Origin of the sequence: Thiohalocapsa sp. (genome assembly GCF_022340605.1) — a bacterium.
Classification (GTDB): Bacteria; Pseudomonadota; Gammaproteobacteria; order Chromatiales; family Chromatiaceae; genus Thiohalocapsa.
In genome coordinates, this window is the sequence record NZ_JAJDNQ010000058.1 from 1 (window position 1) to 7,993 (window position 7,993).

The following is a 7,993-nucleotide window of genomic DNA, read 5'->3' on the forward strand; positions in this document are numbered from 1 at the left end:
ATCGAGCGCATCGAGGCCGTCGCCGAGACCCTGATGGGCGCCGGCTGGGCGCCCGATGCACCGGTGGTCGTGGTGCACAAGGCCACCTGGCCGGGCGAGGAACTGGTGCTGCGCGCCACTCTCGCGGACATCGCCAGCCGCTGCCGGGAGACCGGCATCGTGCGGCAGGCGCTGATCCTCGTCAGCCCGGCGCTGGGCGCGCGCAAGCTCGCGGATGGGGCCACCTCGAAGCTCTACGACGCGACCTTCGAGCGGCGGTTTCGGGGCAAAGGGGCTGGGGCTGGAGGCTAGGGGCTGGTGCTTCCTGCGGAAATTCCGAGACCGGGCTAGCTCGTGGTGGTGGTCGTGGTCGTGGTCGAATATTCGGACGGTTGAGATCACGATTACGACAACGACAACGACCTGAGACGGTCTCGGGACTTGTGGACCGGTGCACTGGTGCACTGGTGCACTAGCAGAAGCAGCCTGTGCTTCTCGGCCTCTGACGTCCACGTCGCCGCTGCGTCGCGGCGAGGACGCCGCTCCCACGGGCGTCCGCACTCCGCACTTCCCCCCATACGCTAAAGTGTGCTCTCCCGAACAATGCCCTGCCGGGCCGGACGCACCCCATGCTGGTCAAAGAGAAACACGCCAAGATGGTGGCCTGCCCACTGCTCGGCAGCCATGCCATCAACATCGGCTGCAAGGGCTCCCACTGCATGGCCTGGCGCTGGGCCACACCGCGTCGCGACGGCCAGCCGCCGGAGAACCCGGTGGACGACTGGGGCTACTGCGGCATGGCCGGTCGCCCGGTGGGCGTCATCGACCCGCAGGACGGCGAGCACGCCCTGCCGCCGCCGGCGCCGCAGCCGCGCCGGTGACGTCCGGAAACGCCGATATCGCCCGCGACCGGGAGCAGCGCCCGAGAGCACCGTCCGGGAGCGCCGTCCGGGAGCGCCGTCCGGGAGCGCCGGCATCCTGCCGGCCACTGGGAGCGCCGGCATCTTGCCGGCAACTGGGAGCGGCGGCTTCCAGCCGCCGCTATGGGATGAACCGAAGGCCCCGAATAACTGCTCCGGGGAGGCGCCAACTTCCCATACCGGGGGCGGGACGCCCCCGTTCCCAGTGGCCGGCGAGACGCCGGCGCTCCCAGTGGCCGGCGAGACGCCGGCGCTCCCAGTGGGCGCCCATGCGGACGGCGCGCGGCAGTCAGCATGTCGCCATGAGCTGGCCACGGGTGTCGCTCTGGAGGGCGACACTCCGGCCGCCACTCCGGCCGCGGCTCAGGTCGCCACTCCGGCCGCGGCTCCGGCCGTGTCGCCTCCGGGACGAGACGGGCTATCCCGTACTTTCTCCCCCGCTAAACTCTCGCCCTGATCCGCAATCGCTCCGCTCCAACCAGCCGTCCAACCATGCCCGAGATCATCCAAATCGACATCGCCGGCCGCGACCGACCCGGCATCACCATGGCGCTGACCGGGGTGTTGGCGCAGTACGACGTCACGGTGCTCGACATCGGCCAGTCCGTGATCCACGACACCCTGGCGCTGGGGCTGCTGGTGGAGCTGCCGGACGACGCCGGCGGCTGCCCGGTGTTCCGGGACCTGCTGTTTAAGGCGCACGAGCTGGGGCTGGACCTGCGCTTCACGCCGGTGACCGCCGACGACTATGAGCACTGGGTGGGCGAGCAGGGCCAGCCGCGGCACATCGTGACCCTGCTCGGTCGGGCGATCACCGCGGAGCACATCGCCCGGGTGTCGGCCCTGGTGACCCGCAACGGGCTGAACATCGAGCAGATCACGCGGCTGTCCGGGCGCATCTCCCGCCGGCCGGAAGCCGCCCGCACCGGGCATGCCAGCATCCAGCTCTGGCTCAAGGGGCCGGTGCCGGACGTGGGCGCGCTGCATGCGGAGTTTCTGGGACTCGGCGCCGACATGGACCTCGACATCGCCATCCAGGAGGACGACGTCTTCCGCCGCAACCGCCGGCTGGTGTGCTTCGATATGGACTCGACCCTGATCCAGACGGAGGTCATCGACGAGCTGGCGGCCGCCGCCGGCGTCGGCGCGCAGGTGGCCGCCATCACCGAGGCGGCCATGCGCGGGGAGCTGGACTTTAGCGAGTCCTTCCGCCGCCGCATGGCGCTGCTGGAAGGCATGCCGGAGTCGGTGCTGGCCGGCATCGCCGAGCGGCTGCCCATCACCGACGGCGCCGAGCGGCTGATCCGCACCCTGAAGGCACTGGGCTTTCGCGTCGCCATCCTGTCCGGCGGCTTCACCTACTTCGCCGAGCACCTGCAACGCCGGCTGGGTGTCGACGACGTGCACGCCAACCGCCTGGAGTTCGAGGACGGCAAGCTCACCGGCAAGGTCTCCGGCCCCATCGTCGACGGCGCCCGCAAGGCGGAGCTGCTGCGCGAGATCGCCGCCCACGAGGGCATCCGGCTGGAGCAGGTCATCGCCGTCGGCGACGGCGCCAACGATCTGCCCATGCTCTCCATCGCCGGACTCGGCATCGCCTTCCGCGCCAAGCCGCTGGTGAAGGAGCGCGCCCGGCACGCCATCGGCGCCGTGGGGCTGGACGGGATTTTGTACCTGCTCGGGATGCGCGACCGGGATCTGGCCGCGCTGGAGGCCGGGTAGCGCGGGGCCTGCGACGCCGTAGGTCGGGCCGACACCAGGAGGCCCGACGGCATGCGCTGCACCCAACGCACGCGTCGGGCTTCGCTTCGCTCAGCCCCACCTACGACTTCGTGCCCACGGGCAGCGGGGTGGAATCGGCTCAATAGAGCAGGTAAGGCGCCCGTTCCTCGGCCCAGCGCGCCTCGTCCGGCGTGAGACGTGCGTCGAGGTCGGCGGGCTCCGCGGTGGCGTCGTCCACCCACTCCCGCAGGAAGGTCCCGCCGGTCAGCAGGTCGATGGCGAGGCGCTCGGTCTCGTACTCGTAGGGGAAGTCGCGCCAGATCTCATAGTCCGGGTATTCCAGCCGCAGCGCCTTGAGGAACAGCGCTGTGAGCCGGTAGGGGCGGAAGGCGTCGTGCTGATAGTGCACCGAGTCGGTGTGGATCTGGAAGCCGTGGCAGAGCTGGCCCTGGTGCTTGTGGAAGGTGGGCTCGAAGCCGCAGCAGCGCAGTTGACAGCCCTGCATCCAATCCGCCTGCAAGGTCTCCATGCACTTCAGCAGCCGGCAGATGTCGAGGTCCGGCGCGCCCATGATCTCCAGTGGCACCGTGGTGCCGCGGCCCTCGGAGAGCGTCGTGCCTTCCAGCAGCACGGTGCCCGGGAAGCAGCGCGCCATGTTGAGACTGGAGGCGTTGGGGCTCGGGTTGACCCAGGCGAGCTGGTCCCGCGGCCAGCCGAAGCCCGGGCCGGCGGCGGGGTCGTAGCCCTGCATGGGAACGACCTCGCAGTCGAGGTCCAGGCCCCTGGCGACGACGAGCCACTTGGCCAGTTCGCCGAAGGTAAGACCGTGGCGCATCAGCAAAGGCCCTGCGCCGACGAAGCTCTCCCAGCCGGGCTCCAGGAGGCTGCCCTCGATGGGGCGGCCGGCGGGGTTCGGGCGGTCCAGCACCCAGACCGTCTTGCCGTGCTTGGCGCAGGCATCCAGCACGTAGGCGAGGGTGGTGACGTAGGTGTAGATGCGGGTGCCGATGTCCTGCAGGTCCACCAGCAGCACGTCGAAGGTGTCCAGCATGGCGTCGCTGGGGCGGCGGACCTCGCCATAGAGACTGAACACTGGGATGCGGTGGATCGGGTCCACGTAGTCGTCGGACTCCACCATGTTGTCCTGCTTGTCGCCGCGCATGCCGTGCTGCGGGCCGAACGCGGCGGTGATGTTGAGCCCACCGTCACCACCCACCAGGCTCATCAGCGCATCCAGGCTGTGCCGCCCCACGTGGTTGACGGACGCGGGATGCCCGAGCAGGGCGATGCGCCGACCGGCCAGCGGCTTGCGCAGTTCGGGCTCGATGAGCAGACGGTCGACGCCGAGTCGCATGCGCGGGGCTTCTCCACAGGACTTGTCGGGGCTTGGATCGTGCCACAGTCGCGCCGCGGTGGCGAGCAGGCCGGGCTTGCCCGAGCTGAAGCGTCTCCGCCAGGCTCGTGCCCGCGGATTTATCAGTAATCAGGAATATGCCGATACGCTGAGCAGGATCACATCAGCGGCATCATTGGGGTCTATGCTTGCCGATGGGGCCGCGGTCAGCCAGCCGACCCGCCGGCGGCAGCCACCGGCTCCGAGGCTCCCGGCGGCTCTACCGCGAACAACATACGACGCACCTGGCACTACGCACGGCATCATTCCGTATCTCGTTACCCTGCACTTCCCGCCCAATGTCCGCCTCCATCGCCAGCCCCCACTTCCTGCTGCGGCGCCTGCACTCGCTATTCGGCATTCTGCCCGTGGGCGCCTTCCTGGCCTTCCACCTTTGGGAGAACAGCCAGTCGCGGTTCGGCGCGGAGCACTTCAACCGGGAGGTGGTCGGCGCGTTGGCGGGGCTCAATTACCTGCCCTTCATCGAGATCGGGCTCATCGCGCTGCCGCTGCTGCTGCACGCGCTCTATGGGCTGGTAATCATCGGCGGCGGGCGCGCCGAGCCGCTGCGCTATTCGTATCTGCGCAACCGGCTGTACTGGCTGCAGCGCATCTCCGGCATCGGGCTGTTGGTGTTCATCCTGCTGCACGTGGGCATGACGCGCATGGCCGGCCTGGTGGACCCGGCCATCCACGCCGACCTGTTCGGGCACATGCGCGCGGCGCTCGCGAACCCCTGGGTGTTCGGCTTCTACCTGGTTGGACTCTGGCTCGCGGTGGTGCACTTCGCCAACGGGCTGGCGACGGCTGCCATCAGCTGGGGGCTCACCACGAGCGCCATGGCACAGCGGCGCTTCGGCTGGCTCTGCGCGGCGGGCGGGCTGCTGCTGGGCGCCATCGGCACCCACGGGCTCGTCGGCTATCTGACCGCGCCGGTGGGGGGCGGGGCGTGAGCGGGCGGCGGGTCATCGTCGTTGGCGGCGGGCTCGGCGGGCTTTGGGCGACGCTCACCATCGCCGGCGGCGGGCACCGGGTGCAGTTGTTTTCGCTGTTCGAGGTGATGCGCTCGCATTCGGTCTGCGCCCAGGGCGGCATCAACGCGGTGCTGGACGCGAAGGGTCAACACGACACCGTCGCGCAGCACATCCGCGATACGCTCAGGGGCGGCAGCTGGCTCGCCAACCAGCCGCCCGTGAAGTCCATGTGCGAGGCCGCACCGGGGCTGATCCGCACCTTCGAGCGCATGGGCGTCACCTTCTCGCGCACGCCGGAGGGGCTGCTGGATCAGCGCCTGTTCGGCGGCGTCAAGAACAAGCGCACCTGCTTCGCCGGCGCCAGCACGGGTCAGCAGCTCATGCATGGCGTCGACCAGCAGGTGCGCCGGCTTGAGGCCGAAGGGTGGGTCGAGAAGCACGAGTGGTGGGAGTTCCTGGCGCTGGTGAAGGACACCGACGGCGTCTGCCGCGGCATCGTCGCGATGGACCTGCGTTCGCTCGAGGTGCGGGCCTTCCGCGCCGATGCCGTGGTGCTGGCCACCGGCGGCCTGGGCCAGCTCTACGCACCCCAGACCACCTGCTCCACCAATGCGACGGGCGCCGCCGCGAGCCGCGTCTACCAGCAGGGGGCGCGCTTCGCCAATGCGGAGCTCTTCCAGTTCCACCCCACCGCCATGCTCGGGGAGGACAAGACCCGGCTCATGTCCGAGGCCGCGCGCGGCGAGGGCGGGCGCGTCTGGGTGCCGAAGGACCCGGCCGACCGCCGCGAGCCCAACCGTATCCCGGAGACGGAGCGCTGGTACTTCCTGGAAGACTGGTATCCGGCCTACGGCAACACGGTGCCGCGGGACATCGCCTCGCGCGCCATCTGGCGGGTCTGCCGCGAGCTGGGCCAGGGTATCGGCGGCGGCGACCGGGTCTATCTGGACCTGACCCATCTCGACCGGGACTTCGTCGAGGCGCGGCTCGGCGCCATCCTGTCCATCTACCGCAAGTTTGCCGGCAGCGACCCGCTCGACGCGCCGATGGAGATCTTCCCGGCCGCCCACTACGCCATGGGTGGGCTCTGGGTCGACTTCGAGCACGACTCGGCCACCGGCGGCGTCACCCCCGGCAGCCCGCGCAACCACGCCACCAGCATCCCCGGGCTCTATGCCTGCGGCGAGTGCGACTACGCCTACCACGGTGCCAACCGGCTCGGCGCCAACTCGCTGTTGTCCGCGTCCTACTCCGGGCGCGTCGCGGGCGAGGCGGTATTGAGCCATCTCGCCGGCATCGAGCGCGGCGCCGAGGCCATGCCCGGCGCGCCCTTCGAGGCGGAGGTCGCGCGCCAGGTGTCCAGCAACCGGGAGCTGATGGCGGGTCAAGGCCACGAGAGCGCCTACCGGCTCCACGAAGAGTTGGGCGCGCTGATGACGAGCCGGGTCGGTGTCGTACGCGATAACGCCACGTTGGACCAAGCGCTGGACGAGCTTGCCGAGCTGGAGCGCCGCGCCGCGCACATGGACCTCGCCGAGGCGAGCCCCTGGGCGAACCAGACCCTGGCCCATGCGCGGCAGGTGCAGGACATGATCCGGCTCGCCCGCGTCATGGCCGCCAGCGCCCGCGCCCGCGACGAGTGCCGGGGCGCGCACTACAAGCCCGAGTTCGACCTGCCCCTACCGTCAACGCGTGATCCGGCCGATCCGCAATGGGAGCGCTACCGTGAGCGCTGGCAGGCGAACAACGAGCGCTGGCTCAAGACCACGGTCGCGGAGCATACCGTTGACGGCCCGCGCATCGAATTCGAGCCCGTGGACCTCAGCGTGATGACGCCGGACCAGCCGCGGGACTACCGCTGATGCACCCGGTTACGGCGGCATTCGCGCGGAATGCACAGACTGAGAGCGTGCACAGAACGTTCCCGGAGGACGCTGAATGACAGGTATCGCGGGCAGTGGGCTGCACCTGACGCGCGACGGGGCCGATGCTGCCGGCCGCGAACGCGACCGCGACGCTGACGCCGCGCCGCGGACCGGCGGCGATGTCGAACAGGCGCGCGCCTGCGAGCACCGGCACGTCGAGCTGCGCATCCGCCGGCAGGATGCGCCGGACAGCGCGCCCTACTGGCAGCGCTTCCGCGTACACCCGAGGCCGGGCGACAACGTCGTCTCCGTGCTGCGGGCGTTGCGGCTGGACCCGGTCACCGTCGACGGCGAGCGTGTGGACCCCATCGCCTTCGAGCACAACTGCATGGAAGAGGTCTGCGGCGCCTGCGCCATGCTCATCGACGGCATGCCGCGGCCTGCTTGCTCGACACTGCTGGAGGACCTGGGCGATGTCATCCGCCTCGAGCCCCTGCCCAAGTTCCCGGTGGTGCGGGACCTCATGGTCGACCGCGCCCGGATCTTCCATAACCTTACGCGCGTGCAAGCCTGGGTGCGCCTGGACGGACCTTGGGATACGCATGAGCGCGCCCCGCGCATCTCCCAGCGCCAGTGGGTCGCGGACTATCTCTATAGCCGCTGCATGAGCTGCGGCATCTGCCTCGCCGCCTGCCCGCAGTTCCCCGCTTCTTCTCGCACGAATGCGGACGACAACCGCGCCTTCGTCGGCCCCAGCGCCCTCGCCCAGGTGCGGCTCCTGAACGCGCATCCCCTGGGTCGCTTCAACAAGACCGACCGCCTGCACGCCATCATGGCCGAGGGTGGACTCACCGACTGCGGCAACGCCCAGAACTGCGTGCGCGTCTGCCCCAAGGAGATCCCGCTCACCACCGCCATCGGCGAGCTCGGACGCCAGACGACGTTGCAGGCGCTGAAGGACCTCTTCGGGTAACTGGGAGCGCCGGCATCTTGCCGCCTATGGGGAGCGCCGGCATCTTGCCGGCCACTGGGAGTGGGGGCGTCCCGCCCCCAAGCCGAGCCCCCGCCGAATCGCCGAATTGCGCAGTCAGCACCTCCGTCTCGTCCCCGACCGGCGGCTAGAAGCCGCCGGACCCAGTA

6 protein-coding genes and 1 pseudogene are annotated in these 7,993 nt (G+C 70.0%); 6 read left to right on the forward strand and 1 reads right to left on the reverse strand.

Features of this window, described 5'->3' with window-relative positions:
* The 3 genes and pseudogenes from LJE69_RS07585 to serB all read left to right on the forward strand — a co-directional run.
* A pseudogene (locus LJE69_RS07585) lies at positions 1-291 on the forward strand (precorrin-4 C(11)-methyltransferase); the annotation flags it as partial.
* A gap of 317 nt (positions 292-608) precedes the next feature.
* Positions 609-860, forward strand: a complete 252-nt coding sequence (locus LJE69_RS07590; protein WP_296923500.1) for a hypothetical protein — start codon at positions 609-611, stop codon at positions 858-860.
* A 531-nt stretch (positions 861-1,391) separates the two neighbouring features.
* Complete coding sequence (gene serB, locus LJE69_RS07595; RefSeq protein ID WP_296923503.1) at positions 1,392-2,621, forward strand: phosphoserine phosphatase SerB; 1,230 nt, start codon at positions 1,392-1,394, stop codon at positions 2,619-2,621.
* A 139-nt stretch (positions 2,622-2,760) separates the two neighbouring features.
* On the opposite strand, the gene LJE69_RS07600 is transcribed toward serB, so the two are convergent.
* The gene (locus LJE69_RS07600) at positions 2,761-3,975 is read right to left on the reverse strand and encodes a DUF1343 domain-containing protein (RefSeq protein ID WP_296923505.1); all 1,215 of its coding nucleotides are present in this window, start codon (positions 3,973-3,975) and stop codon (positions 2,761-2,763) included.
* Between the two features lie 338 nt (positions 3,976-4,313).
* On the opposite strand from LJE69_RS07600, the gene LJE69_RS07605 reads away from it, so the two are divergent.
* The 3 genes from LJE69_RS07605 (at position 4,314) to sdhB (ending at position 7,826) form a co-directional block, all read left to right on the forward strand.
* Entirely contained in the window at positions 4,314-4,967 is a 654-nt protein-coding gene (locus LJE69_RS07605; RefSeq protein ID WP_296923508.1) for a succinate dehydrogenase, read from the forward strand.
* The gene (gene sdhA, locus LJE69_RS07610; protein WP_296923511.1) at positions 4,964-6,850 is read left to right on the forward strand and encodes a succinate dehydrogenase (quinone) flavoprotein subunit; all 1,887 of its coding nucleotides are present in this window, start codon (positions 4,964-4,966) and stop codon (positions 6,848-6,850) included. The genes LJE69_RS07605 and sdhA overlap by 4 nt, the downstream gene beginning before the upstream one ends.
* Positions 6,851-6,926: 76 nt before the next feature.
* Positions 6,927-7,826: a succinate dehydrogenase iron-sulfur subunit gene (gene sdhB / locus LJE69_RS07615; protein WP_296923512.1), complete on the forward strand. Its 900-nt coding sequence runs from the start codon at positions 6,927-6,929 to the stop codon at positions 7,824-7,826.
* Positions 7,827-7,993: the final 167 nt, after the last annotated feature.

Coding starts and splice junctions, on each gene's coding strand:
- LJE69_RS07590 (WP_296923500.1), top strand. CDS start 609: ATGCTGGTCAAAGAGAAACACGCCAAGATGGTGGCCTGCCCACTGCTC.
- serB (WP_296923503.1), top strand. CDS start 1,392: ATGCCCGAGATCATCCAAATCGACATCGCCGGCCGCGACCGACCCGGC.
- LJE69_RS07600 (WP_296923505.1), bottom strand. CDS start 3,975: ATGCGACTCGGCGTCGACCGTCTGCTCATCGAGCCCGAACTGCGCAAG.
- LJE69_RS07605 (WP_296923508.1), top strand. CDS start 4,314: ATGTCCGCCTCCATCGCCAGCCCCCACTTCCTGCTGCGGCGCCTGCAC.
- sdhB (WP_296923512.1), top strand. CDS start 6,927: ATGACAGGTATCGCGGGCAGTGGGCTGCACCTGACGCGCGACGGGGCC.